This is a genomic window from Microbacterium sp. OR16, from assembly GCF_047306725.1.
In the GTDB taxonomy this organism is placed as follows: Bacteria; Actinomycetota; Actinomycetes; order Actinomycetales; family Microbacteriaceae; genus Microbacterium.
The window spans coordinates 1855962-1881961 of record NZ_JAZEXK010000001.1 but is presented as its reverse complement, the minus strand read 5'-3'; the positions used below and the strand labels follow the sequence as shown (position 1 = coordinate 1881961).

General features: G+C 68.3%; 26 protein-coding genes and 1 pseudogene. 18 read left to right on the top strand and 9 right to left on the bottom strand.

The annotated features are described in order from the left end of the window. Window positions 1–43: 43 nt before the first annotated feature. Genes V2S05_RS09175 through V2S05_RS09155 form a run of 5 tightly spaced genes read right to left on the bottom strand, consistent with a single transcriptional unit; the run spans window position 44 to window position 5009 of the window. Window positions 44–1546, bottom strand: coding sequence for an FGGY-family carbohydrate kinase (locus tag V2S05_RS09175; RefSeq protein WP_413634856.1), 1503 nt, complete (start codon window positions 1544–1546; stop codon window positions 44–46). A gap of 30 nt (window positions 1547–1576) precedes the next feature. After that, window positions 1577–2590 (bottom strand): NAD(P)-dependent alcohol dehydrogenase, encoded by a 1014-nt coding sequence (locus V2S05_RS09170; protein WP_413634855.1) that lies wholly within the window; start codon window positions 2588–2590, stop codon window positions 1577–1579. A gap of 30 nt (window positions 2591–2620) precedes the next feature. Further along, window positions 2621–3676 (bottom strand): LacI family DNA-binding transcriptional regulator, encoded by a 1056-nt coding sequence (locus tag V2S05_RS09165; RefSeq protein WP_413634854.1) that lies wholly within the window; start codon window positions 3674–3676, stop codon window positions 2621–2623. A gap of 29 nt (window positions 3677–3705) precedes the next feature. Then, window positions 3706–4038 carry a DUF6385 domain-containing protein gene (locus V2S05_RS09160; protein WP_413634853.1) on the bottom strand — a complete coding sequence of 111 codons (333 nt, stop codon included), beginning with the start codon at window positions 4036–4038 and terminating at the stop codon, window positions 3706–3708. Window positions 4039–4043: 5 nt separating this feature from the next. Continuing rightward, the gene (locus V2S05_RS09155; protein WP_413634852.1) at window positions 4044–5009 is read right to left on the bottom strand and encodes a DUF6772 family protein; all 966 of its coding nucleotides are present in this window, start codon (window positions 5007–5009) and stop codon (window positions 4044–4046) included. Between the two features lie 276 nt (window positions 5010–5285). Here V2S05_RS09155 and V2S05_RS09150 point away from each other — a divergent pair, with 276 nt between their 5' ends. The 7 genes from V2S05_RS09150 to V2S05_RS09120 are packed head-to-tail and all read left to right on the top strand — an operon-like array spanning window position 5286 to window position 11932. Then, entirely contained in the window at window positions 5286–6209 is a 924-nt protein-coding gene (locus V2S05_RS09150) for an ABC transporter permease (RefSeq protein WP_413634851.1), read from the top strand. Then, window positions 6206–7084: an ABC transporter permease gene (locus V2S05_RS09145; RefSeq protein WP_413634850.1), complete on the top strand. Its 879-nt coding sequence runs from the start codon at window positions 6206–6208 to the stop codon at window positions 7082–7084. Before V2S05_RS09150 ends, V2S05_RS09145 begins: the two co-directional genes overlap by 4 nt. Further along, window positions 7081–8088 (top strand): ABC transporter ATP-binding protein, encoded by a 1008-nt coding sequence (locus tag V2S05_RS09140; RefSeq protein ID WP_413634849.1) that lies wholly within the window; start codon window positions 7081–7083, stop codon window positions 8086–8088. The genes V2S05_RS09145 and V2S05_RS09140 overlap by 4 nt, the downstream gene beginning before the upstream one ends. Beyond that, the gene (locus V2S05_RS09135) at window positions 8081–8902 is read left to right on the top strand and encodes an ABC transporter ATP-binding protein (RefSeq protein WP_413634848.1); all 822 of its coding nucleotides are present in this window, start codon (window positions 8081–8083) and stop codon (window positions 8900–8902) included. The genes V2S05_RS09140 and V2S05_RS09135 overlap by 8 nt, the downstream gene beginning before the upstream one ends. Then, window positions 8899–9564: a histidine phosphatase family protein gene (locus V2S05_RS09130; RefSeq protein WP_413634847.1), complete on the top strand. Its 666-nt coding sequence runs from the start codon at window positions 8899–8901 to the stop codon at window positions 9562–9564. The genes V2S05_RS09135 and V2S05_RS09130 overlap by 4 nt, the downstream gene beginning before the upstream one ends. After that, window positions 9564–10346, top strand: a complete 783-nt coding sequence (locus V2S05_RS09125; RefSeq protein ID WP_413634846.1) for a hypothetical protein — start codon at window positions 9564–9566, stop codon at window positions 10344–10346. Before V2S05_RS09130 ends, V2S05_RS09125 begins: the two co-directional genes overlap by 1 nt. A gap of 53 nt (window positions 10347–10399) precedes the next feature. Further along, a complete protein-coding gene (locus V2S05_RS09120; protein ID WP_413634845.1) occupies window positions 10400–11932 on the top strand; it encodes an ABC transporter substrate-binding protein in 1533 nt (510 codons plus the stop codon). Between the two features lie 74 nt (window positions 11933–12006). Here V2S05_RS09120 and V2S05_RS09115 read toward each other — a convergent pair whose 3' ends face one another. Beyond that, window positions 12007–12591, bottom strand: a complete 585-nt coding sequence (locus V2S05_RS09115; RefSeq protein ID WP_413634844.1) for a hypothetical protein — start codon at window positions 12589–12591, stop codon at window positions 12007–12009. A 94-nt stretch (window positions 12592–12685) separates the two neighbouring features. On the opposite strand from V2S05_RS09115, the gene V2S05_RS09110 reads away from it, so the two are divergent. Further along, window positions 12686–13864: a glycosyltransferase gene (locus V2S05_RS09110; RefSeq protein WP_413634843.1), complete on the top strand. Its 1179-nt coding sequence runs from the start codon at window positions 12686–12688 to the stop codon at window positions 13862–13864. Window positions 13865–13940: 76 nt separating this feature from the next. On the opposite strand, the gene allB is transcribed toward V2S05_RS09110, so the two are convergent. After that, on the bottom strand, window positions 13941–15287 hold the full coding sequence (gene allB, locus V2S05_RS09105) for an allantoinase AllB (RefSeq protein ID WP_413635262.1): 1347 nt from the start codon (window positions 15285–15287) through the stop codon (window positions 13941–13943). 254 nt (window positions 15288–15541) lie between these two features. Here allB and V2S05_RS09100 point away from each other — a divergent pair, with 254 nt between their 5' ends. From V2S05_RS09100 to pucL, 5 genes are all read left to right on the top strand, one after another. Next, entirely contained in the window at window positions 15542–16399 is an 858-nt protein-coding gene (locus V2S05_RS09100; RefSeq protein WP_271639191.1) for an HpcH/HpaI aldolase/citrate lyase family protein, read from the top strand. A 79-nt stretch (window positions 16400–16478) separates the two neighbouring features. Beyond that, complete coding sequence (bcp, locus tag V2S05_RS09095; protein WP_413634842.1) at window positions 16479–16946, top strand: thioredoxin-dependent thiol peroxidase; 468 nt, start codon at window positions 16479–16481, stop codon at window positions 16944–16946. 179 nt (window positions 16947–17125) lie between these two features. After that, window positions 17126–17614 carry a 2-oxo-4-hydroxy-4-carboxy-5-ureidoimidazoline decarboxylase gene (uraD, locus tag V2S05_RS09090; RefSeq protein WP_413634841.1) on the top strand — a complete coding sequence of 163 codons (489 nt, stop codon included), beginning with the start codon at window positions 17126–17128 and terminating at the stop codon, window positions 17612–17614. Window positions 17615–17625: 11 nt separating this feature from the next. Beyond that, on the top strand, window positions 17626–17967 hold the full coding sequence (gene uraH, locus V2S05_RS09085) for a hydroxyisourate hydrolase (protein WP_271639194.1): 342 nt from the start codon (window positions 17626–17628) through the stop codon (window positions 17965–17967). Between the two features lie 9 nt (window positions 17968–17976). Beyond that, a complete protein-coding gene (gene pucL / locus V2S05_RS09080; RefSeq protein WP_413634840.1) occupies window positions 17977–18870 on the top strand; it encodes a factor-independent urate hydroxylase in 894 nt (297 codons plus the stop codon). 38 nt (window positions 18871–18908) lie between these two features. Here the strand turns inward: pucL and V2S05_RS09075 are convergent, their stop codons facing one another. Further along, a complete protein-coding gene (locus V2S05_RS09075) occupies window positions 18909–19658 on the bottom strand; it encodes an SDR family oxidoreductase (protein WP_413634839.1) in 750 nt (249 codons plus the stop codon). Between the two features lie 21 nt (window positions 19659–19679). After that, entirely contained in the window at window positions 19680–20447 is a 768-nt protein-coding gene (locus V2S05_RS09070) for an IclR family transcriptional regulator (RefSeq protein ID WP_413634838.1), read from the bottom strand. A 195-nt stretch (window positions 20448–20642) separates the two neighbouring features. Between V2S05_RS09070 and V2S05_RS09065 the strand changes: the two genes are divergently transcribed. The 5 genes and pseudogenes from V2S05_RS09065 to V2S05_RS09045 all read left to right on the top strand — a co-directional run. Next, on the top strand, window positions 20643–22040 hold the full coding sequence (locus tag V2S05_RS09065) for an NAD-dependent malic enzyme (protein ID WP_413634837.1): 1398 nt from the start codon (window positions 20643–20645) through the stop codon (window positions 22038–22040). Window positions 22041–22045: 5 nt separating this feature from the next. Next, window positions 22046–23311 carry a DUF6986 family protein gene (locus V2S05_RS09060; protein ID WP_413634836.1) on the top strand — a complete coding sequence of 422 codons (1266 nt, stop codon included), beginning with the start codon at window positions 22046–22048 and terminating at the stop codon, window positions 23309–23311. Further along, window positions 23308–24120 carry a bifunctional allantoicase/(S)-ureidoglycine aminohydrolase gene (locus V2S05_RS09055; RefSeq protein ID WP_413635261.1) on the top strand — a complete coding sequence of 271 codons (813 nt, stop codon included), beginning with the start codon at window positions 23308–23310 and terminating at the stop codon, window positions 24118–24120. Before V2S05_RS09060 ends, V2S05_RS09055 begins: the two co-directional genes overlap by 4 nt. Window positions 24121–24302: 182 nt before the next feature. Then, the gene (locus V2S05_RS09050) at window positions 24303–25088 is read left to right on the top strand and encodes a hydroxypyruvate isomerase family protein (RefSeq protein WP_413634835.1); all 786 of its coding nucleotides are present in this window, start codon (window positions 24303–24305) and stop codon (window positions 25086–25088) included. Between the two features lie 19 nt (window positions 25089–25107). After that, window positions 25108–25992: pseudogene (locus V2S05_RS09045) on the top strand (2-hydroxy-3-oxopropionate reductase); the annotation flags it as partial. Between the last annotated feature and the right edge of the window lie 8 nt (window positions 25993–26000).

Genomic DNA, 26000 nt, shown 5'->3' with positions numbered 1-26000 from the left:
AGCTCGTCTGGCCCGCCGGCGTGGGTGTCCGTCGAGCTGCGTGTCAATCGAGCTGTGTCGCGGCGAGCTCGTGCACGACGTCCGCCGTCGCGTCGTACAGCGCCAGGTACCGCTGGAACAAAGCGTCGTAGGCCGACTTCGCCTCGGGATCGGGGATGACGCGCTCGGCGACGGGATTCCAGTGCTCGATACGCGGCATCGCGCCGTCGCGGGCTACCGCGGTCGCCGCGAGGAAAGCGGCGCCGTAGCTGGCGCCGATCGTCGTGGTGGGCACCTCTTGGACCAGTCCCGTGACATCCGAGACGATCTGCAGCCAGAGGCGGCCCTGCGTTCCACCACCCACGGCGACGACGCGGCGGATGTCGGCACCGGCCTGCCGCATCGTCTCCACGTTGTGGCGCACGCCGAAGGCGATGGCCTCCAGCGCGGCGCGGTAAAGGTCGCCCCTACCGTGTCGCAGCGTGAGGCCGGCGATCACCCCGCGGGCGTCCGGATCCTGGATGGGCGTGCGCTCGCCGGCGAAGTACGGCAGCATCAGCAGCCCCCGCGCGCCCGGTCCCGATCTGGCAGCCTCCGCGAGCAGCTCTGCGTATCCGGCGGCTGTCAGATCCTTGAGCCACGCGGTCAGGGCACCCGAGGTGGACATGCCGCCGGCCAGATTCCGCGTGCCGGGGAACGCGCCGGCGGTGGTCCACATCGACGGGGTGCGCAGCGTCTCGGATCCGGTGGCGACGAGAAACATGGTCGTTCCGTACATCAGCATCAGATCGCCCGGTCCGTGCGCGCCGACGCTGACCGCCTCCGTCCAGGCGTCGATCGTGCCGGTGATCACGGGCGTTCCGGCGGGGATTCCGGTGATGGCGGAGGCCTCCGGGGTGACGTGACCTGCGACATCGCCCGCCCATGTCAACGCGGGCGGTTCGATCGAGGCGGCGTACCGGCTCCACCACGGCTCGTGCCACTGCTCGCGCTCGATGTCGTACAGCGGTGATACCTGGCTGGCCGACTGGTGATCCAGCACGTACGCGCCGGTGAGTTTGCAGGCCAGCCACGACGCCGGCATGAAGAGCCGTCGCGCGCGCGCCCACGCCATCGGCTCCTCGTCCGCGACCCAGACGATCTTCGCCCCGGCGGCCTGCGAGGTCAGGACCGATCCCCCGACGCGCGTGATCTCGTCGACCCCGAGCTCTTCGGTCAGCCGGCGGATCTGCGCTGTCGAGCGGGTGTCCACGCCGTAAAGGATGCCCGGGCGAACGGGCTCGTCGTTCTGATCGGCGAGCAGGACGCACGGTCCCATACCGCTGACGCCCACGGCCACGACCGTCGGTGCGCCGGCGGGCTCGGACTCGTCGGTCGATGACAGCAGCTCGCGAAGGATGTCGATGAACTCCTGCCACCACACATTCGCGTCCATCTCGACCCAGCCGCTGCGGGGCCGCTCGACGGTGTGCGCCCGTGTCACGGTCCGCAGAATGGTGCCGTCCTCGGCCACGAGGACGCCTTTGCTGCTGGACGTCCCGACGTCGACGCCGACGGTGCAGCGCATGATCTTCCTCCTCGCGTCGGGAAGCGCGGCTCAGCTGCGACGCTGCGGCTCGACGATTGCCTTGATGGAAGCCGGCTCGTTTCGCGCGTTCATGATGGCGGCCTCCGTCTCGTCGAGGGTGAAGCGATGGGTGACGATGGAGGCCACGTCGACTCGTCCCGACGAGATCAGCGCGATGGCGGTCGGCCAGGTGTGGGCGTACCGGTTGACGAGCGAGATGGTCAACTCGTTCACGTTCAGGTTCGACAGCGGCAGCGACACGGCATCCTTCGGCATGCCGACCATCGCGGCTCTGCCGTCGGTACCCAGGCGGGCCAGACCCGCGGCCAGCGCGCCGGGGGCTCCGGAGCACTCGAGCAGCACGTCGAATCTCTCGTCGTCGGCAGGCTCGTCGGCGCGCTGCGTGCGGAAGCCCATCTGCGCGGCGAAGGAGAGCCGTTCGTCCGAGACATCCGTGACCGTGACGGATGCAGCGCCCTCGGCTCGTGCGACCTGGGCGGCGAGGATGCCCACCGGACCGGCGCCCGACACGAGCACGCCGTCTCCGGCGCGCAGTCCTGCGCGGCGGCATGCCCAGATCCCCACGGAGAGCGGCTCGCACATCGCCGCTTCTTCAAGGCTCATCGACTCGGGGACCGGGAAAAGATTCCGCTCGTCGAGGGCGATCGTCTGCACCAGGGCGCCGTCGTAGGGCGGCGTCGCCAGGAACTGCAGGTCGGGGCAGAGGTGGTAGCGCCCGGCCATGCAGTCGCGGCAGTCCCGGCACGGGGTCCCCGGCTCGATCGCCACGCGGTCGCCCACGCTGACCTGCGTGACCTCCGGCCCGACGGCCGTGACGACCCCGGCTGCTTCGTGGCCGAGGATGATGGGCTCGTCGACGACCCAGTCGCCGATGCGGCCGACGGTGAAGTACGCCGTGTCCGAGCCGCACACACCGACCGCTTCGACCCGTACAAGCGCCTGGCGAGGGCCGAGCTCGGGCGTGCCGACGTCCTGGATCACGATGCGGCCGAGTTCAGGCATGACAGCGGCGAAGTTTGACATGAGTGCTCCTTCTGAGGGCTGAGGGGAGGGTCACCGCTGCGTCGAAGCGCGAGCGACGAGCTGCGGTTTGATGAGAGTGCGAGTCGGGGTGACCGGTTCGTCGGACTCGAGCTGGGTCAGCAGCGATAGTGCTGCGATGCGACCCACCTCGCGGGCGGGGAGCCGGGCGGTGGAGAGCGGCGGGTTGAGGAACCGCGAGAACGGGTAGTCGCCGAAGCCGACGACGAGAGCGTCACCCGGAATCGACAGGCCGTACTCGCCCAGAGCGGTGTAAAGGCCGAGGGCGAAGTAGTCATTGCCCACGACGAAGGCCTCCGGCCGTCGCCCGCGGTCGAGCAGGTCACGGGACACGCGGTACGCGTCCTCCGCCTGCCAGGGCAGTGCGGCCCGAGCGCTGCGACGGGGAGGAATCGCCCCGATCATGTCGGGCTGGAAGTCGATGCCGTGCGCGCCCAATGCCCTCCGGAACCCGGCGATCCGATGATCGATGGTGGAGATCGGCAGATCCTCCTCCAGCAGCACGACATCACGAGCGCCCAGCGAGAGGACCAGGTCGGTGGTCGCGAAGGCCCCCGCCTCGTTGTCGGTCGAGACGAATTCGACGTCGAGATCGGGGACCTCGCGGCTGACCAGCACGAGGGGCAGGCCCGCGCGCTGTAGGCCGGTCCAGGGGCTCGGGCGCCCCTGAACCGGCACCGCGATGAGGCCGTCGACGCCGCTGCGCATCGCTGCGGCGACGACGTCGCGCTCGCGCTCCACCGACTCGTCCGAGAGCAGCAGCAGGATGGTGTATCCGTGCTCGCCGCAGTGCCACTCGATCTCGCTGATCATCTCGGCATAGAACGGGTTGGACGGGTTGGTGACGACCACACCGATGGTCTTGCGCGAGCCCAGGACGAGGGAGCGGGCGTTGGCATTCGGCACGTAGCCGATGCGCTCGGCCTCCTGCTTGATGCGAACGCGGGTCACCTCGCTCACTCCCGGCATGTCGTTCAGCGCGCGGGAGACGGTGTTGACGGACAAGCCGACGCTGTCGGCCACATCCTGCAGGGTGTGGCGTCGCCGTGTCGGGTTCTGTCGGGCCATGCTCGTCTCCTCCTCGTGGGGAAGGGGCCTCAGCCCTTCAGGGCGAGGTAGATCCTCACCTTCACGGCGGCACCGTCGGATACCTTGCCCGCGACGCGCAGCCAGTGGCCGAACTCGCGGGTGACCCACGTCCCCATCGACTCGTCGGCGACGGTCTGCACATCGTCGTCAATGTCGATCCAGTGCAGCCCGTCCGGGGACACCTGGGTGCGGAAGCTGACCGATGCGCCCGGAGCCGACTCGATGGTCTGGAAGAACCAGCGGGCCTCCTTCGCCCAGGCGCACTCGAACGGCTCGGTGGCGAACTCGCCGGAGAGGACGGTGTTCTTCTCCAGCACTGCGGTCTGAGAGTTGATCATCATGACGTTCACCAATCCGTGGAGATGAGGACGGAGTCGAGGTAGAGGAAGTTGCGGGCACCCGAGAGCGTGCGAACCGAGAAGTAGAAGTTGAGCAGGTTCTCGAGCGAGTCGTACTTCTCCTCGTACGGCGGCACCGGGACGTCGCTCATGTCGATGATGCGGTCGTTGATTTGCAACTCGACGTTCTTGCGCTTCTCGGTGTCGATCTGCCAGCGCAGGTAGTGCCAGTTCACCTTGGTGGGCACCTCGTTGAAGCACAGCTCGAGCGGCTCGCCGATCGAGTGCCAGTCCTCGGGGTTGGGCGCCGTGAAGTCGGCGGCGTACTCCAGCTTCACCTTGCCCTCGACGTGCTCGCGCGGGGTCGGCTCGGGAACGACTGGATACATGATCTTGCGGACGAAGTTGCCATCCTCGTCGGTGTTCTGATAGCGAGCCACCGTGTGGTAGCGCAGGCCGCCGTCCCCGCAGAGGTCGGTTGCCACGGTGAAGGCGCCGAACTGTGCCTCCGAGGGGTGCAGGTTGCCGTCGTACTCCACCTCGCCGTACGAGTCGGCCTCAGCGCCGCCGCCGATGTTGGTCTCGGCCTTGTAGGTGAAGTACGCCTCGATCTGCAGCAGGCCGCGGCCGCTCATCGTGAGGCGCCGGATCGCCGTGGACGTGTGGCCGGGGTAGGGGCGCGTCGCGAGCTTCAGGGAGTACGTGCCCGTCATGGCGCCGTGAGTGCCGGTGTCGAAGAACGTGGCGTTCGAGAGCTGCGGCGGGCGGAAGTCGCGCATGTGGTCGTCGACCGTGTCCAGGTCACCCTGGCCGTTGTAATTGCCGAGCAGTTCGGTCCAGCCATTGGTCCCCTCATTGAAATCGTCGAGCGTGAGGATGCGCTTGAGCGGGTTGAACTTGGACAGCCGCGGGTCCGAGGACCGGATCGCGTCCCGAAGGGCGCTCCCGAGTTCGGACGTATCGACGCTGGTCACCTATGACTCCTTGAATCGTTCCGCATCTCTTCGGTCTCGGATGCGGGAGTTGGGCCAACATTAGCGTTACCGAAGATCACTGTCAACTGAGTTCTGTCCAGAGGCTCATCGCCTCGAAGGCATGGTGCAGATAATGCCTCTTACCTGGGATTTAATTGCCCATGTTGACAACCTGGGTGAGCGGTGCTTCACTACATGAACGATAATGATCAACCGCGGAAACGTGGTTCGTCCGCCGCAGATGAAAGCGGACCTCATCACCAAAGGAGGTGGCCCGTGGGAGGATACGTCGCGAGACGACTCCTGTTCTCGATATTCGTGCTGTGGGGTGCGATCACCGTCGTCTTCGTCGTTCTTCGACTCGTCCCTGCCGATCCGGCGCAGATGATCCTCGGGTCTGACGCCACGCCGGCGGAACTGGCTGCACTGCGTGCAGAGCTCGGCCTCGATCAGTCGCTGCTCGTGCAATACGGCGCGTACCTCCTGGACATCGTCCGAGGCGACTTCGGGGATTCCTTCCGCCTCCAGCAGCCGGCGATGCAGCTGGTGCTCGAACGGTTCCCGGCCACGGCGACTCTGGCATCCAGCGCGCTCATCCTCGCCGTGCTCGTCGGTGTCCCGCTCGGCACGGCAGCTGCGCTGCGCGCACACCGGCTGCTCGACAGGATCATCTCGTTCGCGTCGCTGGTCATGCAGTCGCTGCCCGGGTTCTGGGTGGGCATCGTGCTCATCCTCATCTTCGCGCGCTCGCTGAAGCTTCTCCCCAGCGCCGGCAACGGCGGTTTTGAACACCTCATCCTGCCCACCACGATGCTCGCGCTTCCCTTCATCGCCGTCCTGACCCGCATGACCCGTTCGGGACTGCTCGAAGTCAGCCACGAAGGCTACATCCAGACCGCGCGAGCAAAGGGGCTCTCCGAGCGCGTGGTCATCATGCCGCACGCGATCCGCAACGCGCTGATCCCCATCGTCACCGTCGTCGGTCTGCAGTTCGGCGGCCTGCTCGGTGGAGCCGTCATCACCGAGACGGTGTTCGCCTGGCCGGGCGTCGGGCGGATGCTGGTCGATTCCATCAATCAGCGCGACTACAACATCGTTCAGGCGGCGATCCTGCTGATCACCGGCATCTTCGTGCTGGTGAACCTGCTCGTCGACGTGCTGTACGCGTATCTGGACCCGCGAGTGAGGCTGGCGCGATGACCACTACTGTGATGAACTCCGTCCGCCGGCGCCGCAAGGCACGTCTCGCGCCGCGCATCGTGATCCCTGTGACCATCCTCATCGTGATAGCCGTGGTAGCCCTCGTCGGCCCGCTGATCTCCGGTTTCGACGCGGTAGGCGCGAACACCGCCGACCGGCTCAAGGCGCCCGGTTCCGTTCTCTCCGACGGCTCCATCGCGTGGCTTGGAACAGACCAGGTCGGCCAGGACCTGCTCGGTCAGATGATGATGGGCGCCCGCGTCTCGCTCTCGGTGGGCATCTCGACCCTCCTGCTGGCGGGTTTGCTGGGCGTCGTGCTCGGGCTGCTCGCCGGGTACTACGGCGGGGTTCTCGACTCGATCATCATGCGCCTGGCCGACATCCAGCTGGCCTTCCCGTCCATCCTCTTCGCGATCCTCGTCGCCGCCGTCCTCGGCCCCGGTGTGGTGAACGTCGTGCTCGTGCTCGCGATCACCAACTGGGTCACCTTCGCGCGAGTGACGCGCTCGCAAGTGCTCAGTCTGAAGAACCGGGAGTACGTCGAAGCGGCGCGCACCCTCGGCGCCAACGACCTTCACCTCATCTTCCGCACCCTGCTGCCCGGCTGCATCGCCCCGGCGCTGGTCGTCGCCACCGTGGAGCTCGGCAGCGTAGTCCTCGCCGAAGCGGCCCTGTCCTTCCTCGGCCTCGGCGTGCCGATGTCGATCCCCAGCTGGGGCTCCACGATCGCCAACGGGCGGGACTACCTCATCGACGCCTGGTGGATATCCACGTTCCCAGGCATCGCCCTGGCCACGCTGGTGCTGTGCTTCGGCATCCTCGGCGACGCGCTGCGCGACCGTTTCGACCCGCGCCTGAAGGGAGCCTCCCGATGAGTGCCGATGAGGCATCCCCGCTGCTGTCCGTCCGAGACCTGCAAGTGCAGTTCGACACCGCCGCGGGCACCGTCCAAGCACTCGGCGGCGTAAGCTTCGACGTGCACGCTGGTCGGACCCTCGCCCTGCTCGGCGAGTCCGGCTCCGGCAAGTCGGTCACGGCGCAGGCCATCATGGCGCTTCTGCCGAAGCCCGCCGGGCGCATCAGCGGCGGCAGCATCCTTTACGCCGGCCGCGACCTCGCCAGCGCGAAGACCCGCGCGGTTCGTCGCCTCTGCGGCACCGAGATCGCCATGATCTTCCAGGATCCGCTGTCGTCTCTGAACCCGGTCTTCCGCGTCGGCGCCCAGCTCGCCGAGCCGTTCCGGCGGCGCCGGGGGATGGGGCGCAAACAGGCCTGGGCCCAAGCTCTGGAACTGCTCAACCGCGTCGGCATCCCCGACGCGGAGCACCGGATCTCCGATTACCCCCATCAGTTCTCCGGCGGCCAGCGGCAGCGCATCATGATCGCCATGGCGATCGCGCTGAACCCGCGGGTGCTGATCGCCGACGAGCCCACGACGGCTCTCGATGTGACGGTGCAGAAGCAGATCATGGATCTGCTCGCAGACCTTCAGGCCGAGCACGACATGGGGATGCTCCTGATCACGCACGACCTGGGCGTGGTGGCCGATGTCGCCGACCGTGCGGCGATCATGTACGCGGGGCGCATCGTGGAGCAGGGACGCATCCGCGACGTGTACGACCATCCGGCGCACCCCTACACCCGGGGCCTGCTCGACTCCATCCCGAGCATCGAGAGCAGTCAGGAACGACTCACGCCGATCCCCGGTGCTCCGCCGAACCTCCTGGCGATGCCGTCGGGCTGCGCTTTCGCGCCCCGCTGCGCGTTCGCACAGGCTCGCTGCCTGGAGGGTATCCCCGCGCTCCGGACGCCACGCGGCTGGCCGGACGACCACACCGCGGCCTGCTTCCGCACCGAGGAGGTTCTCGCTCATGACTGAGACGACGCAGGTTCTGCTGCGGGTGAACGATCTGCAGACGGTCTACCCGGTGCGATCCTCGGTGCTGCGCCGGCCGATCGGCGAGGTGCGCGCCGTCGATCACGTGAGCTTCGATGTGCACGCCGGCGAGACGGTCGGTCTGGTCGGCGAGTCCGGGTCCGGCAAGTCGACCATCGCCCGCACGATCGTGGGACTCACCCCGGCCACCGGCGGGTCGGTGAGCTTTGACGGCACAGAGCTGGTGGGACTTTCCACCGCCGGCTTTCGTCGCGTCAGACGGCGGATGCAGATGGTCTACCAGGACCCGTACTCGTCGCTGAACCCGCGCTTCACCGTTCAGGAGATCATCGAGGAGGGGTGGCGCATCCACGATGATGTCGTGCCGCGCCGGCTGTGGGGCAAGCGGGTGCGCGAGCTGCTCGAGCGGGTCGGGCTCAACCCCGACCACGCGACCCGCTACCCGCACCAGTTCTCGGGCGGGCAGCGCCAGCGCATCGGCATCGCTCGCGCCCTCGCCCTCGAAACCGACCTCATCATCTGCGACGAGGCCGTCTCGGCCCTCGACGTGTCAGTGCAGGCGCAGGTGCTCAATCTGCTCGAGGATCTGCAGCGCGATCTCGGTCTCGCCTACCTGTTCATCGCCCACGACCTGTCGGTGGTGCGGCATCTGTGCGACCGCGTGCTCGTGCTCAGCAAGGGACAGGTCGTGGAGCAGGGAGACACGGACACCGTGTTCGAGGCTCCGCAGCACGAGTACACGCGTCGGCTGCTCGACGCCGTTCCGGTCGTTAGGCCGTGGGAGGTCACCCGATGAGCGCGCTCATCAGAGTGCACCTCGTGCGCCACGGCGAAGCGGTCTTCAACGTCGAGCACAAGTACCAGGGGCAGGCCGACTCGGGACTCACCGAGCGCGGACGCGGCCAGGCGGCTGCGGTCGGAGCCGCGCTCGCGGAACTGATCCCCGCGCCGGCCGCGGTCATCACCAGCGACCTGCCGCGCACCGTGGCGACGTCGGAGCCGTACACCGGCATCATCGGGATGCCTGCGGAACCCGAAGAGGACTGGCGCGAGATCGACGTCGGAACCTGGGCCGGCCGCACTTTCGAGGAGATGAGCGTCGCAGAGCCCGACGTCTTCCAGGCGCTCGCTCGCGGGGAGGACGTCGCACGAGGCGGAGGCGAGACGTTCTCGGCCGCTCGCGTTCGCATCGAGCGCGCCCTCGCGAGAATCGAGAGAAGACTCGCCGGTGCAGCCGAAGGCGCGGACGTCGTCGTGTTCAGCCACGGCGGACCGATTCGGCTGGCCGCCGCCATCGTCGCAGGGCTTCCCTCGCCGGGACACAGCGGCATCGTCTCACCGGCGAACTGCTCGGTCACCACGCTGCATCTCGGATCGGCTCGCGGTATGCACAGGTACAACCATGATCCCGTCGGCCGCTCGAACGGCGCGGCGATAGACAGAGAGGAAGTCGTGTGATGACCACCTTCGTGGTGCAGACCCACAACCTGTGGGGGGACGCTTGGCAGCAGGAGCGCGCAGGCGCGCTGCGCGCACTGTACGAGGTGCGCCCGCCCGACCTTCTGGCCACGCAGGAACTGCGTGGCTGGAGCAGGGACGCCCTCGACGAAACCATGGCGCATCACGCGCGGGTGGTGGACGAGTTCGCCGGGTGGGAGCGCCAGAGCAACCTGTGGTGGGACTCGCGCCTGTTCGAGGAGGTCGAGCACGGCGCCGAGGACGTCGGCATCCTTGACGAGAACGCACGGCTGTTCTGGGTGCGACTTAGGGTGAAGCGCGGCGGAGCCACGCTCATTCTCTCCACGGCGCACCTCACCTGGCCCGGTCACGCCGTCGAGCAGGGTGACGGCGTCAACTTGCGGGTACCGCAGGCGCAGCGCATCGTCACGTGTCTGGACGCCATCGGCGATGAGGGCGAGGCCGTGTTCTTCACAGTCGACATCAACGACATCGCGGGTCCGCTGTGGGCGTTCGGCAACGCGGGATTCCTCGACAGCTTCTCGGCTCTCGGCCGCCACAGCCCGGTCACCCACCCGGTGATCCCGAGCGGCTTCTCCGACGGCGTCGGCACCCGCCTCTCTCCGCTCGCCTCGCCGGCGAAGGCCATCGATTGGGTCTACGCCCGAGGGCCCGTACGCCCGAGAGCGTCGGAGGTCGTCGAGTTCTTCCACCGTGGCGTCGCGCCGTCCGACCACTACCCCGTAGCAGCGACGTTCACACTCGACGACGGCCAGTTCTGATCACATCCCCTCATCATCACATCCCCTCATCATCACCACAGAAGGAGTCAGAGATGACACTCAAATCCCGCGGTCTCACCGCGCTCGCCGCGATCGTCGCGGTGGCCGGCCTGGTGCTGACCGGCTGTTCCGGCGGCTCAGCCGGATCCTCGAACGGGGAAGGTGAGCTGGCAGCCGACCAATCGCTGACCTTCGCCCCCGGACTCTTCCCCGTCTCGCTCGACATCGCGAACTTCCCGGCCGAGGAGGGTGTGCAGCTTGCGGTGCAGCAGACGCTGCAGACGCTCGTCACCTTCGACGGCGAAGAGGCGACCCCGCTGCTGGCCGAGTCGTGGGACTACGTCACCCCGACGGAGCTCACTTTCGCCCTGCGCGATGACGTCACCTTCAGCGATGGAACGCCGTTCACGGCGGAGGACGTCAAGGCGTCGCTGCAGCGCTACATCGACGCGGAGAAGGCGTTCAGCGTGCTGCTCGCCGCGATCACCGAGATCCGCGTCGACGACGAGCACACGGTGACTCTCGTCACCTCCGAGCCCGTCGGCACGCTTGTGGGAACCATGTCGCTCATCTGGATCGGCAAGGCGGATGCCATCAACGATGAGGCCTACTGGAAGGCGCCCGTGGGCACGGGGCCGTTCGTCGTCGACGAGTACGTCGCCGACGATCACATCTCCTTCTCGCGCAACGAGGAGTACTGGGGCGAGCAGCCCGCGCTGACCTCCATGGAGTTCGTCAACATCCCCGAGACCGCAGCGCAGATCACCGCGTTGGAGACGGGAGAGGTCGACGTCGTCGGCAGCATTCCGCCCGACCAGGTCTCGAACGTGAAGAGCCTGTCCGACGTCTCCTTCGACCAGGTCGACAGCCTCTCGTATTACTTCATCTGGTTCAACCAGAATCGCGAGCCGTTCGCCGACGTGCGGGTGCGCCAGGCCATGGTGCACGCACTGAACATCGGTCAGACGGTGCCCGACCTGTTCGGAGAGTCCGCCACCGTCGCCGGCGCCCCCGTCCCGCAGACCGTGTTCGGCGCGACGAAGCAGAAGCAGCTCGAATACGACCCCGACCGCGCCAAGGAGCTCCTCGCCGAGGCGGGCTACCCCGACGGCTTCACGGCCAGCATGCAGTGGCCCACCGCAGGTGGCCCGAACATCCAGCCGATGGCGAAAGCGTTCATCTCGGACTGGGCGAAGGTCGGCATCAAGATCGAGCCTCTCGAGAAGGAGCGGGCTCAGTGGCTGCAGGACTTCGGCTCGCTGAACTGGGACCTGAACCTGCAGACGAACGCGACCCCCACCGGTGATGCGGACTACACGCTCAACCGCCTCTACACCTGCGCCGCCGAGCGCATGGGCTACTGCAATCCGGCGCTGGACGCGACTCTCGCCCGGGCGCGGGCCTCGCTCGACCAGGACGAGCGCGCGAAACTGTACGAGCAGGCGAACGAGATCCTCTGGACCGACGTCCCTGGCATCTGGCCCGTCGATCTGCGGGCGAATATCGCCTACCGCGACACGGTGACGGGCTTGGAGCTCCCCTCCAGCAACCGTCCCGACTTCTCGGGAGTCGTCATCACCGAGTGACGCCCTGGAACATCAGGTGTCGCATCGCGCATGTGCTCTTCATGGCCGATCTGGCCGCTCAGCGCCTGCCGCCCTCACGCGGGCGGCAGGCGCAGCACGTCGCCCTCGCCGCCGGTGATGTCATCGGCGATCCGGATGCTGCGGGCGAGGTCGTCGAGGGCGGCCTCGAGGGTCCCGAACCGCCCCCGATCGCTGCACACCGCGGTCAGGGTGATCAGGTGCGTGCCGGTGTCCCACGTGTAGGTCGCCGACGCGGGGGACGCCGGATCGCGCGGCACGGGCATCATGAGCTTCTCGCCCTGGCCGAGCGCGGTGCGGAAGTCCTCGGTGTCGTCGTACTCCATGGGCATCATGGCGCGGGCGGTGCGCAGCTGCGGGGTGAGCGCCTGCACGGTCGCCATCGCCACCACGAGCTCCGGCTCGGCCTTCCACGTCCAGGCCAGCACCCGTCCGTCGGCCCTGCGCATCGCGAACGGGATGGCCTGACTCGCCAGCCAGCTGCCGAATCGGGCGCCGGGCAGTGTCTCGCGCCCGAGTCCCGAGCCCGCCTGCGCCATCAGCATCCGGATGGCGGCCTTCCGATGCCGACGGCCGCTGAAGCCCAGAGAGCCGGTGACGGGGATCCACAGAGCACGGTCGGCAGACGAGATCAGACGCATGAGCCCACGGTACGCGGCCCGCCTCCCGAGATGGCACAGTGCCCTCGGGTAGAGTGACGGGCGCCCAGAGCTAGAGATAGGCAGCAGACTTCCCGTGACCTCCGGACGCCCCCTGAAGATCCTCATCGGCTGCGACACGTTCGCCCCCGACATCAACGGAGCCGCGCGCTTCGCCGAGCGCCTCGCCGCCGGCCTCGTGCAGCGCGGCCACGACGTGCACGTCGTCGCGCCCAACACCGCGTACCGGCGCTCGCCCGCGCACACCGAGGTGATCGAGGGCGAGCCGATGACGATGCACCGGCTGCCCGCGCTGCGCTGGCTGCCCCACGACTGGGTGCGCTTCGTCTGGCCGTGGCGGTCGAAGCACTGGGCGCGTAAGGTGCTCGACGAGGTGCGTCCCGACATCGTGCACATCCAGTCGCACATCATCATCGGGCGCGGACTGACCCGCATCGCCCATCAGCGTGGCATCCCCGTCATCGCGACCAATCACGTGATGGCCGAGAACATCCTCGACCACACCGCGATGCCGAAGTTCATCGACGACATCGTGCTGCGCCTGGCCTGGGCCGACGCCAAGCGCACCTTCGACATGACCCGCGCGGTGACCACGCCCACCCGCAAGGCCGCCGACTTCCTCGAGCGCACGATCGACATGCCGGGCGTCGTGCCGATCAGCTGCGGCATCGACCGACGCAACTACGACCCGGTGATCGCCCCGCGCGAGCGCAACCGCATCCTCTTCGTGGGGCGGCTCACGGGCGAGAAGCAGGTCGACGTCGTGCTGCGCGCGGTGGCGGCGCTCGACCCAGCGCTCGACGTGCACTTCGACATCGCCGGCGGCGGCGACCAGCGCAAGGCCCTCGAGGCGCTCACCGCGCAGCTGGGCATCGAGGATCGGGTCACGTTCCACGGCCGGGTGACCGACGCGCAGCTGCGCGAGCTGTACTCGCGCTCGTCGGTGTTCGCGATCGCCTCGATCGCGGAGCTGCAGTCGATCGTGACGATGGAGGCCATGGCATCCGCCCTGCCGGTGGTCGGCGCCGACGCCGTCGCTCTGCCGCATCTCGTGCACGACGGCGAGAACGGCTACCTGTTCGAGCCCGGGAACGTCGACGATCTCGCCGACAAGCTGACCCGGGTGCTGACCGCGTCGCCGGGCGAGTACGAGCGGATGCAGCGCGCCTCGCTCGACGGCGTGGCCGTGCACGACATCAACCGCACGCTCGACACCTTCGAGGCGCTCTACCGCGACGAGCCGCTGCCCTCCTGAGGCCGCCCTGCCGGCGTCGCCCTCCTGGCGTGGTCGTCCCACTCACGGCGCGGTCGTCCGCGCTGCGAGGCTCGTCTCAGGCGTCGATCATGCCGCGGCGCAGCAGTCGTCCGCGCGGGTTCTCGAAGTCGACGACCTCGCCGTGCAGCCAGGTGCGGCGCACGACGCCGGCGAGAGCCTTGCCCTGGTATGGCGTGATGGGGTTCTTGTGGTGCAGCTTCTTCACGTCGACCACGTAGGCGTCATCGGCGGCGAAGATCGAGAAGTCGGCGTCGTAGCCCGGCGCGATGCGTCCCTTGCCGGTGAGGCCGGCGAACTGGGCGGGCCGCTCGCTCATCCATGCCACGACCTGCTCGAGCGAGAGCCCGCGCTGACGCGCCTCGGTCCAGATGAGCGAAAGCCCCAGCTGCAGCGAGGCCACGCCGCCCCAGGCGACGCCGAAGTCGCCGTTCTCGAGATCCTTCAGGTCGAGGGTCGAGGGGGAGTGGTCCGACACGATGAAGTCGATCGTGCCGTCCTCCAGGCCCTGCCAGAGCAGCTCGCGGTTGCCCGCCTCTCGGATCGGCGGGCAGCACTTGAACGCCGTCGCGCCGAGGGGGATCTCCTCGCTGACCAGAGTCAGGTAGTGCGGGCAGGTCTCGACGGTGATCTTGAGGCCGTCGTGCTTCGCGGTGCGCAGCATCGCCAGGGCATCCGACGACGACAGATGCAGGATGTGCGCCCGAGCGTTCGTCCAGCGGGCACGCTCGATGACCTCGGCGATGGCGAGGTTCTCGGCGCCGCGGGGGCGGGATGCGAGGAACTTCGAGTAGTCGTCCCCGTCGGGCTGCGGGGCGCGGTCGATGGCTCTGGAGTCCTCGGCATGCACGATCATCACGGAATCGAACGTGGCGAGCTCGCGCATGTCCTTCTCGAGCTCGTCCGGGTCGAGCGGCGGGAACTCGTCGACACCCGAGTGCAGCAGGAAGCTCTTGAAGCCGAACACGCCTGCGTCGTGCAGGGGGCGCAGGTCGGCGGTGTTGCCGGGGATCGCACCGCCCCAGAAGCCGACGTCGACGTGAGTCTGCCTCCGCGCGACCTCGCGCTTGATCTCGAGCGCTTCGACGCTGACGGTGGGAGGGATGCTGTTCAGCGGCATGTCGACGATCGTCGTCACGCCGCCGGCTGCGGCGGCGCGAGTGGCAGAGGCGAAGCCCTCCCACTCGGTGCGGCCCGGTTCGTTGACGTGCACGTGGGTGTCGACCAGGCCGGGGATGAGCGTCTCGTCCTCGGCGAGCTCGACGACCTCGGCGCCGTCGAGATCGTTGCCGAGCGGCTGCATCGCGACGATGACGCCGCCGCGCACGCCGACCTCTCGGGGGCGGATGCCTGAGCTGGTGAGGACGCGCTGACCACGGATCACGAGGTCGTAGTGCTCGCCCATGGGGTCGAGCGAGGTCCGTGCTGTCTCCTGGTGCTCGGCGTCCTGTGACACCCCGACCGCCCTTCCTGGTGCTTTCATGGTGCGAGAACAACTTTTCGCACTAAGGGATCTCACCATGCTGACGAAACGCTGTCAACACGGTGCGAGTGTACCCCGGCGTAGGCTGAGCGGTCGGTGGGTCTGCTGGCGGACGAAAGTGCTCCGCGGTAGACTTTTCGCATCGCAGAAACCGGATTTCATTGATCGGAACTCAGATGAACGCTCCTCTCCCGTCCGCCGCGCGACGCGAGATCGCTCCCGAACTCGCCCGCTCCTGGCTGCTGGTCGCGGCAACCCGCCCCGAGACCTTCGACGACGCGGCGGCCTCGCACGCCGATGCGGTGGTGCTCGACATCGAGGACGCCGTCGACGCCAGCAGGAAGGAGTCGGCTCGCGCCGACGTCGTGCGCTGGCTGAGCGAGGGTGGGCGCGCGTGGGTGCGCATCAACGACGCCGGCAGCGACTACTGGGCGGACGACATCGAAGAGCTCCGCCGCGCACCCGGCCTGCAGGGCGTGATGCTCGCGAAGACCGAGCTCGGCGGCCAGGCCATGGACACCTTCAATCGCCTGGGCGCCAGGGTTCCCATCGTCGCCCTCGTCGAATCGGCCGTCGGCATCGAGAACGCTAGCGAGATCGCCCGCGCCAAGGGTGTCTTCCGTCTGGCCTTCGGCAGCGGCGACTTCCGTCGCGACACCGGGATGTCGGCCGACCGGGAGGCGATGGCGTACCCGCGCGCCCGCCTTGTGATCTCGAGCCGCGTCGGCGGGCTCCCGGGCCCGATCGACGGGCCGACCGTCGGATCGAGCCACCCCATCCTGCGCGAGCAGTCGGCCACCACTGTGGCGATGGGCATGACCGGCAAGCTCTGCTTGCAGGCCGAGCAGACCCCCGTCGTCAACGAGGTCATCAGCCCCACGCGCACCGACGTCGAATGGGCCTCCGAGTTCCTCGCCGACTTCGACGCCCGCGGCCGCATCGTCCGCGACGGCAGCGACCTGCCCCGCCTGGGGCGTGCACGCAAGATCATGCATCTCGCCGAAGCCTTCGACGTGCTGCCCGTCGCCCGCTGACGACGCTGCCGGACGACAGCGCCGCAGCGGGGCATCCATCCCGCAACAGGCATCCATCCCGCAACAGAACGGAGTCATCATGACCGACAAGCTCACCGCCGGCGTCACCGCGCCCGACTTCGCCCTCGACGATGCGGAGGGCCGCGCCGTCGCGCTCGCCGACTACCGCGGCCGCAACGTCGTCGTCTACTTCTACCCGAAGGCGGCGACGCCCGGCTGTACCACCGAGGCCTGCGATTTCCGCGACAGCCTCTCGGCGCTGGATGCCGCGGGCTACGCGGTCATCGGCATCTCGCCCGACTCCGTCGACGAGATCCGCGCGTTCGCCGATGCCGAGAGCCTCACCTTCCCGCTGCTGGCCGACACCGACGCCGCCGTAGCGAAGGCATGGGGCGTGTGGGGCGAGAAGACCGTGGGTGATCGGACCTTCGACGGCGTCATCCGCTCGACGTTCGTGCTCGATGGCGACGGCGTCGTGCAGCGCGCGGAGTACGGTGTGGATGCAGACGGTCACGTGGCGCGTCTGCGCGCCGAACTGGGAGCCTGACTCCACGATGCGAAAAGGCGCCGCCGGGATGTTGACAAACCCTCCCGGCGGCGCGCACACTACTTACACATGCTGAAATAACAGTTCCGGCATACGGAAGTAACCTTCTCGTGAAGACTCCGTCAGGGGTTTCCGTATAGCCTTCACGCCGGATGCCAGCATCTGCTTGAGGATCGAAGATGTTACTCGAGAACTTCAACTCGGCTCCCCGTGAAGAAGCCGTCGCCGTCGTGAAGCCGGCTCTGGACATCGCCCGCTGGATCGACGCGATCGTCGACGGCCGACCGTACCAGAGCGTCGACCAGATCGTCGCAGCGGCCGCCACGGTCGCTGCCCCGCTCACCGAGGCCGAGATCGACGGCGCACTCGCGCATCACCCGCGCATCGGCGAGAAGCCGCAAGGCGACACGGCCGAGGCCGCGCACTCGCGCCGCGAGCAGCCGGGCGTCGATGCCGACGCCGCCGCTGCGCTGGCCGCGGGCAACAAGGCCTACGAGGAGAAGTTCGACCGCGTGTACCTCGTACGCGCTGCCGGACGCTCCGCCGAGGAGATCCTCGCCCTGCTGCAGGAGCGGCTGGGCAACACCCCCGAACAGGAATTCGCCGTCGTCGACCAGCAGCTGCGCGAGATCGCAGCGCTGCGTCTGACCGGAGCCCTCGAGAGCTGAAGGAGCGCGCCATGAGCGTTTCCCACGTGACCACCCACATCCTGGACACCTCGATCGGACGCCCCGCGCCCGACGTCGCCGTCGCACTCGAAGCCCGACAGGGCGACGAGTGGGTCGTGATCGGTTCAGGATCCACAGATGCTGACGGGCGGGTGAAAGAACTGGGCCCTTCGCTGTTGGAGAGCGGTGCATACCGCCTCCGGTTCGACACGGCGGCCTACTTCGCCGGCATCGACACGGACACCTTCTTCCCGGAGGTGGTGTTGACCTTCCAGGTCGACGCAGAGCAGGCGCACTATCACGTGCCGCTTCTGCTCAGCCCGTTCGCCTATTCCACTTACCGAGGAAGCTGAGTTGAAATCATGACCGACATCATTCTGGGCAAGAACCAGTACGGCAAGGCAGAGGTCCGCGTCGTGCGCGTCACTCGCGACTCCGACCGCCACGAGATCGAGGATCTCAACGTCACCTCGCAGCTGCGCGGCGACTTCGACAGCGCCCACTTCGAGGGCAACAACGAGCACGTCGTGCCGACCGACACGCAGAAGAACACGGTGTACGCCTTCGCCAAGGACGGCGTCGGCAGCCCCGAGGAGTTCCTGCTGCGCCTCGGCCGTCACTTCACCGGCGAGTTCGACTGGGTCACCGGCGGACGCTGGGAGGCCGAGCAGTACACCTGGCAGCGCATCCAGGGCGACGCCGGCGAGCACGACCACTCGTTCGTGCGCGGCGGCACCGAGACCCGCACCTCGGTGGTGCAGATCGACGGCGACGACACGGTCGTCATCACCGGTCTGCAGGATCTCAAGGTGCTGAAGTCGACGCAGAGCGGCTTCGTCGGGTACCCGAAAGACAAGTACACGACGCTCGCCGAGACCGAGGACCGCATCCTGGCCACCTCCGTCACCGCCAAGTGGCGCTACAACCGCAACGACATCGACTTCAACGAGGTCTTCGCGGACGTCCGCCGCCTGCTGCTGGCCGGCTTCTCACGCAACTACTCGTACGCCCTGCAGCACACGCTGAAGGAGATGGCCGAGGCCGTTCTCGAGGCGCACCCCGAGATCGACGAGATCCGCTTCTCGACCCCGAACAGCCACCACTTCGTGGTCGACCTGTCGCCGTTCGGCCTCGAGAACCCCAACGAGGTGTTCTACGCGGCCGACCGCCCCTACGGTCTGATCGAGGCGTCGTTCCTCCGTGAGGGCGCCGACACCGACCACTGGTCGTGGGACGGCATCGCCGGCTTTTGCTGATCCGGACCGGATGCCGTTCGGCGGCCGCCGCTGACTCGTCAGCCGCGACCGCCGAACGGCATCCCGGCCGCGGTGACGGTGAGCGAGGAGATGTTCGCCTCCGGCGGCAGCTGCGCCATGAACAGCACGGCGCGTGCGGCATCCGCCACGTCGAACGTCGGCTCGACCAGGCGCGAGCCATCGGCCTGCAAGGCTCCGGAGCCCACCCCGATCTCGGACATGATGCGGGTCGCGGCGTTGCCGATGTCGATCTGACCGCAGCTGATGCCGTGCGCTCGGCCGTCGAGATCGATCGATCGCGTCAAGCCGGTGATCGCATGCTTGCTCACGGCGTACGCGACCGAGAGCGGCCGGGGCACCTGGGCCGAGATCGAGCCGTTGTTGATGATGCGACCGCCGGACGGTCGCTGGGCGATCATCGCGCGCATCGCCGCTCCCGCGCAGAGCAGCGCGCCGGTGACGTTCACATCGATCGTGCGCTGCCATTCGACCGGGTCGACGTCGGCGGCGGATGCCACGGGCCCGAAGATCCCCGCGTTGTTGAACAGCACGTCCACGCGGCCCCACTCGGCCACCACGCGGTCGAACAGTGCGTCGACCTCGGCCGGCACGGTGATGTCGGTCGGCACGACGAGAGCGTCCGGATGCCCGTCCGCAGTCTGCTGCAGGGCATCCGCCCGCCGGCCGGCGAGAGCGACCCGGAAACCCGCCTCGAGCATCGCCACCGCGACGGCGCGCCCGATGCCGGAACCCGCACCGGTGACCACCGCGACGCATGCGCTCGTCATCTCGGTCCTCCCGACGCGCAGTCAGGACGCCAGCTCGGCGCTGATCGCCTGCGCCGCGTCGCGAAGCATAGGCACGGCGCGCTCGCCGAAGGCCTCGTCGACGCGCGAGATGGGGCCCGACACCGAGACCGCGGTGGGCGTCGGCGCGTCGGGCACGGCCATCGAGAAGCAGCGCACCCCGATCTCCTGCTCCTGGTCGTCGATCGCGTACCCGCGCTCTCGGATGCGGTCGAGCTCGGCGATGAGCGAGTCGACGTCGCCGATGCTGTGCTCAGTGGGAGTGGGCATCCCGGCTCGAGTGACGATGGAGCGCACGGTGTCATCCGGCAGCTGGGCGAGGATCGCCTTGCCGACGCCGGTGTCGTGGGTGTGCGCACGCCTGCCCACCTCGGTGAACATGCGCATCGAGTGCAGCGACGGCACCTGGGCGACGTAGACGACCATGTTGCCGTCGAGCACCGCCATGTTGGCGCTCTCGCCGAGCTGGTCGACGAGGGTCTTCAGCTGCGGGCGCGCAAGGGCTCCGAACTGGCGCGAGGCGCCCTCGCCGATGCGGATCAGCCGCGGCCCCAGCGCGTAGCGCCGGTTCGGCAGCTGGCGCGCATAGCCGAGCGACACCAGGGTGCGCAGCAGCCGGTGGATGGTCGGCAGCGGCAGGTCGGTCGACGACGCGAGCTCGCTGAGGGTGACGTCGCCGCCGGCGTCGGTGACCAGCTCGAGCAGCTCGAACACCCGCTCGACGGACTGCACTCCGGATCCGCTGCCGCGCGGGGTCTTGCTTTCGGCCATCAAGTCCTCCTAGGTACCGACATGATTCCATCATGCGAGAAGAGCGAGCGAAAATCCTGCGCGACCCATCATCGTTGATTGCATCGAACTTTCGTAAGATAGACAATAGTCTCCACGATGCGAAAGCACGAGGTAGTCCACCAACAAATGTGAGTCGGCGCTGCGGCGTACGGCGCACCTCAGGGAAGAGGAATCATGGCCAATCCGGGTCCCGGCAACTCGATCACACTGCGCATCGACGCCCCCTCCAACTTCAGCGTCACCAGCGAGCTCGCGGCTGCCGCGGCATCCGCCGGCGCTGCGATCACCGCACTCGACGTCGTCGAGTCGCACCCGACCTCGATCGTCGTCGATCTCACCTGCAACACGATCGACGACGACCACGCCACCCGCATCCGCGACGCCGTCGAGGCGCTCGACGGCGTGCACGTGCGCCAGGTGAGCGACCGCACCTTCCTCATGCACCTCGGCGGCAAGCTCGAGGTCGTGCCCAGCGTCCCGCTGCGCAATCGCGACGACCTCTCACGCGCCTACACCCCCGGTGTCGCGCGCGTGTGCATGGCCATCGCAGAAGACAAGAGCAAGGCGCGCAACCTCACGGTCAAGCGCAACACCGTCGCCGTCGTCACCGACGGCACCGCCGTGCTCGGTCTCGGCGACATCGGGCCCGAGGCCGCCCTGCCCGTCATGGAGGGCAAGGCCGCGCTGTTCAAGCAGTTCGCCGACGTCGACGCGTGGCCCGTCTGTCTAGACACCAAGGACACCGAGGAGATCATCAAGATCGTCAAGGCGATCGCGCCCGTCTACGGCGGCGTGAACCTCGAGGACATCGCGGCTCCCCGCTGCTTCGAGATAGAGGCCCGCCTGCGCGAAGAGCTCGACATCCCCGTCTTCCACGACGACCAGCACGGCACTGCGATCGTCACCCTCGCCGCCCTCGTGAACGCGCTGAAGGTCGTCGGCAAGAAGATCGAGGACGTGCGCATCGTGCTCTCCGGCGTCGGTGCCGCGGGCAACGCGATCGCGCAGCTGCTGCGCGAGCAGGGTGCGAAGGACATCGTGGCGTGCGGTCGCAACGGCGCCATCAACCGCGACGAGGACTACACCGACGCACACCGCGTCGAGCTCGCGGCCAACACGAACCCGCGCAACTTCACGGGCACCCTCAAGGAGGCCATGGTCGGCGCAGACGTGTTCATCGGCGTCAGCGCCCCGAACGTGCTCGACGAGAACGACATCGCGGCGATGGCCGACGGTGCGATCGTCTTCGCGATGGCCAACCCGACGCCCGAGATCGACCCGGTCGTGGCCTCCAAGCACGCCGCCGTCGTGGCGACCGGCCGCAGCGACTTCCCCAACCAGATCAACAACGTGCTGGCCTTCCCCGGCTTCTTCCGCGGTCTTCTCGACGCGGGCGTGTCCGACATCACCCCACCTATGCTGGTCGCAGCCGCCGAGGCGATCGCCGCACGCGTCGACGACGAGGAGCGCAACGCGAGCTTCATCATCCCCAGCGTCTTCGACCCCGAGGTCGCCGGTGCCGTGGCCGAGGCGATCGTCCGGGTCGTCAAGTCCGGCGCAGAGAAGGAGTGACCAGCGTGTCAGCCACCACATCCCTGCGCGAAGACGACTTCGCAGACATCGACGCGCGCCTGGCGCAGACCGACGCCCTTCTCGCGGGCTCGTACCCCGGCGATGACGGCAGCCGTCAGCCCGTGCACACCCTGTACGTGCCGGCCGACCGATTCGATCGCGACCTGCCGGCCCGCTTCGGCGCGGCCGCGATCGCGGCAGTCGAGGCGGCGGGAGGCACGGCCGCGCTCGCCGAATCGGTCGGGCTGGGGCACCTCGCCGGCGAGCTCGCTCCCCTGGTGGATGCCAAGCTGCGCCGCGAGCCCATCGAAGACCTTCGCCTCGATTTCGAGGACGGCTACGGCGCGCGTGACGACGACGAGGAGGACGCCGACGCGATCCTCGCCGCCGAACGCGTCGCCGAGGCCCTCGCCGCGGGCACGGCGACGCCGTTCATCGGCATCCGGTTCAAGTGCTTCGAGGCGCCGACCAGGCGTCGCGGCATCCGCACCCTCGACCGCTTCGTCACCACCCTCGCCGCCGCAGGCGCGCTGCCGGACGGGCTCGTCCTCACCCTGCCCAAGGTCACAACCGTGGCACAGGTCGAGGCCATGGTCGCGCTATGCGAGCGCTTCGAGGAGCGCCTGGGGCTGGCATCGGGGCGCCTGCGCTTCGAGGTGCAGATGGAGACGCCGCAGCTGATCGTCGCCGCCGACGGCACGATCCCCGTCGCGACGCTGCTGCACCGCGCCGAGGGGCGTGTCTCGGCTCTGCACTACGGCACATACGACTACAGCGCGTCGCTGCAGATCGCCGCGGCGTACCAGTCGATGGAGCACCCAGCCGCCGACTTCGCCAAGCAGGTCATGCAGGTGGCTGTGGCCGAGACCGGCGTGCGGCTCTCCGACGGGTCGACCAACGTCATCCCGGTCGGCGAGCAGGCGACGGATGCCTGGAAGCTGCACGCCCGCCTGGTGCGGCGCTCGCTCGAGCGCGGCTACTACCAGGGCTGGGACCTGCACGCCAACCAGCTGCCCACTCGGTACCTGGCGACCTACGCGTTCTACCGCGAGGGCTTCGAGGCCGCCGCCCGTCGCCTCGACAACTACCTGCACGGCAGCGACGCGACGATCATGGACGAGCCCGCCACCGCGCGAGCCCTCGCCCGTTTCGTCGTGCGCGGCCTGGAGTGCGGTGCGCTCACCGAAGACGAGGTGCGCTCGTCGACCGGCGCCTCGCCCGCCGAGCTGACGCGGCTCGCACATCCCAAACTCGCCACCAAGGAGGCCTGATGTCCTATTACACCCCGACCGGAGGGCTGCCGCCGCAGACCGACCTGCTCACCGACCGCGCGATCGTCAAGCTCGCCTACACGGTGATCCCGAAGGGCGTGCTGCGCGACATCGTCACCAGCAGCCTGCCGGGATTCAGCAACACCCGCGCCTGGATCATCGCCAAGCCCACCCCGAGCTCGGCCGAGACCTTCTCGCAGCTGATCGTCGAGATCTCGCCCGGCGGCGAGGCGGCCAAGCCCGAGCCCGAGGCCGGCGTCGAGGGCGTCGTCTTCGTCACCACCGGGAAGCTCACGCTGACCCTCGAGGGCGATACGCACGTGCTCGAAGAGGGCGGCTACGCCTTCCTCGCCCCCGGGGCGGACTGGTCGCTGAAGAACGAGGGCGACGAGGTCACCAGCTTCCACTGGATCCGCAAGGCGTACGAGTGGCTCGAGGGCGTCGACGCACCCGCCTCCTTCGTCACCCGTGACCAGGACGTCGAGCCGACCCCGATGGTCGGCACCGACGCGTGGCTGACCACGCGCTTCGCCGACTCGAGCGACATGGCGCACGACATGCAGGTGAACATCGTCACCTTCAAGCCGGGCGGCTCGATCCCGTTCGCCGAGACGCACGTCATGGAGCACGGCCTCTTCGTGCTCGAGGGTAAGGCGGTCTACCACCTCAACGGCGACTGGGTCGAGGTCGAGGCCGGCGACTACATGCTGCTTCGCGCGTTCTGCCCGCAGGCCTGCTACGCCGGCGGCCCCGGCGACTTCCGCTACCTGCTCTACAAGGACATGAACCGTCAGATCAAGCTCACCTGAGCCGGTCCCGCGCATCGCGCACCGGGCGAACGCACCCATCGGGCATCCGGTGGGTGCGTTCGGCTTTCCAGCCGGTTCCGGATGCTGGAATACCGGCGCCTCTCCGTTGACACCCCTCTGGCTCGTCCCTAGCCTTTCATTAGTAGAAACTTTTATTCCGTATCACGAAACCAAGGACGATCATGAGCTACACCGTCAACGCGTCGATCCTGCTGACCGACCTTCCCGTCAACGAGCGTCCCGCCGCAGTCAAGGCCGCCGGCTTCGACGCCGTCGAGTTCTGGTGGCCCTTCTCGTCGGCCGTGCCCGAGCAGCAGGAGGTCGACGCGTTCGTCGCCGCCATCGATGAGGCAGGCGTCCAGCTCACGGGACTCAACTTCTTCGCCGGCGACATGCCCGCAGGTGACCGCGGCCTCGTCTCGTGGGCCGGTCGCGAGGGCGAGTTCCGTGACAACGTCGAGGTCGTCGTCGGCATCGGCGAGCGCACGGGCACCAAGGCGTTCAACGCCCTCTACGGTCTGCGCCAGGATGGCGTCGACGAGAAGGCCCAGGACGACCTGGCGGTCGAGAACCTCGCGATCGCGGGCAAGGCGGTAGCCCGCATCGGCGGCATCGTGCTGCTCGAGCCCGTCTCGGGTGCCGACGCCTACCCGCTGAAGACCGCGGCAGACGCGCTCGCCGTCATCGCCCGCGTCAAGGACGAGCACGGCGTCGACAACGTCCGCCTGCTCGCCGACTTCTACCACCTCGCCGTCAACGGTGACGACGTCGCAGCCGTCATCGCCGACCACGCCGGCGAGTTCGGGCACATCCAGATCGCCGACGCCCCCGGTCGCGGCGAGCCCGGCACCGGCGAGCTGCCGCTGACCGAGTGGATCGACGCCGCTCGCGCCGGCGGCTACGACGGCGTGATCGGGCTCGAGTACAAGGCCACCCAGAGCGACCCGTTCGCCTGGACCAAGAACTGACCCACTTCCGCGAAGGAGCGTCGACATGACCAGCATCACCATCATCGGCCTCGGCATCATGGGGCTGCCCATGGCGAAGAACCTCGTCAAGGCCGGCTACACCGTCACCGGCGTCAACCGCAGTCCCGAAGCTGTGCAGAAGCTCGTCGATGCCGGCGGCAAGGGCGCAGCCAGCGTCGCCGAGGGCGTCAAGGACGCCGACGTGATCATCACGATGGTCCCCGACTCCCCGGATGTCGCCGGCGTCGTGCAGGGCCCCGAGGGCGTCTTCGCCAACGCGAAGAAGGGCGCCCTCTGGATCGACAACTCCTCGATCCGTCCCGACGTCGCGAAGGAGCTCGCCGAGGAGGCCATCGCCGCTGGCCTCGGCGCCGTCGACGCGCCCGTGTCCGGTGGCGAACAGGGCGCCATCGACGGCGTGCTGTCGATCATGACCGGCGGCTCTCCCGAGGACTTCGCGAAGGCCGAGCCCATCCTGCAGGCGATCGGCAAGACGATCGTGCACGTGGGGCCCGCCGGTGCGGGGCAGACGGTGAAGGCCGCCAACCAGCTCATCGTCGCCGTGAACATCCAGGCGCTCAGTGAGGCGATCGTCTTCCTCGAGGCGTACGGCGTAGACACGGACGCCGCGCTCAAGGTGCTCGGCGGCGGTCTCGCCGGCTCCAAGGTCCTCGACCAGAAGGGGCAGAAGATGCTCGACCGCGACTTCGCCCCCGGCTTCCGCCTGGCCCTGCACAACAAGGACCTGGGCATCGTCACCGCCGCAGCCCGCGGCGCCGGCGTCGCCGTGCCGCTCGGCTCGGCCGTCGCCCAGCTCGTCACCTCGCTCGTCGCCCGCGGTGACGGCGGCCTCGACCACTCCGGCCTCTTCACGCTCACCGCCGAGCTCTCCGGCCGCGAATAGGAATCAAG